The organism is Leptospira saintgironsiae (genome assembly GCF_002811765.1).
GTDB classification, from domain to species: domain Bacteria; phylum Spirochaetota; class Leptospiria; order Leptospirales; family Leptospiraceae; genus Leptospira_B; species Leptospira_B saintgironsiae.
In genome coordinates this window covers 1-1,307 of the sequence record NZ_NPDR01000029.1, presented here as the reverse complement: position 1 = coordinate 1,307, position 1,307 = coordinate 1, and the positions used below count along the sequence as shown (strand labels likewise).

Below are 1,307 nucleotides of genomic sequence, written 5' to 3'. Positions count from 1 at the left end.
GCAGGTGCGGACCTTCTTCGTAGATTTTACCAGAGTAGATTTTCTTCTGCTTCTCCTTTTCCTCATCCAGGCTTTTCTGCCGAAGGTTCTTTAACTCCTGCAGAAGAAGATTATTATTTTCCGAAAGGTAGCGTTGGTGCAGTTGTTTCAGAAGTTCTACCTGGAGTTGGTCCAATGCATAACCTATTTCCAGGTGATGCAGTTCTCTCTGTGAATGGGACCCCAGTTGCTTCTAAACAAAAACAAGTCTTGTACGATATCCTACTCAGCAAAGGTGGATCTTATCTAAATTCCGGAGAATGGGTCACTCTTTCTCTATATAGAGATGGCAGAAAAAGAGAAATACGTTATCAACTAAAGCCGTATAACGAGGATTCTTTCCTGATCCCTGAAAGTTCAGACAAGATCGCTCCTAAATATATCATCGCAGGCGGATTACTTTTTACCGAACTTACTCATACATATCTAAAAGAATATGGAGAAAAATACAAATCCTCCAGCGATAGAAAGTTAGTATACTTAGCTGAAAGTTATTCTAAAAAACTTCATCCTGAAAGAAGTCGTATAGTATTACTTTCTAGAGCATTTCCAGATGAGAAGAACAGGGCCTATCAAGAATTCCAAGATTTGATCTTAGAATCTGTAAACGACAAAGTTGTTGATTCGGTAGAAGGTTTGAAAGCGGCCATTTCTGAGAATAAGGACGAATTTTTGATCTTCCGGTTTTCAGGAAATAAATTGGCAGTTTTTGATAAGTCAGAGTTAAAAAGTTTAGATGAAAGGATAAAATCCTTATATTCTCTTGATTCTCTAGATAATATCCGCTGACAAAATTCTTGACTAGAATACCTTTCCAGGGTTTTCTTTTGTTTTCCGAATAGGTCGCTTAAATATTCGGAAGTTCTGAATTAGGAATTTATTATGAAAATCCTTTTCGTTGATGACGAAGAAGTTATCCGAGATCTGTTCCAAGAAATTTTCGGCAGCGAATACGAGCTTGTTCTAGCCGGAACCGCGGAACAAGGTTTAACCTTAGCAGAGTCGGAAACTTTCGATCTAATCATCACCGATATTCGTCTTCCAAGGATGAACGGTATAGAGTTCATCACTAAATTGAGGGAAAAAGGAGTAGAAACTCCTTTTATAGTTATCACTGGAAATCAGGACATCCAGATCTCTATTAATGCTCTTCGATTGGGTGCTGTGGATTTTTTCCTCAAACCTTTTAGGATGGAGGCGATCCGTTATTCTCTTTTAAGATTTAAAAACTTATTTTATGCGGGCAAGGACCTTGTGGACAAAAGAAT

The 1,307-nt window shown here is 38.0% G+C and carries 2 protein-coding genes; both read left to right on the top strand.

Features of this window, described 5'->3' with window-relative positions; translation table 11 throughout:
* Window positions 1–828: PDZ domain-containing protein (locus CH362_RS19070; RefSeq protein ID WP_425269085.1), on the top strand; the 828-nt coding region annotated here is incomplete at its 5' end.
* Between the two features lie 93 nt (window positions 829–921).
* Window positions 922–1,307: response regulator (locus CH362_RS19065; RefSeq protein ID WP_125169743.1), on the top strand; the 386-nt coding region annotated here is incomplete at its 3' end.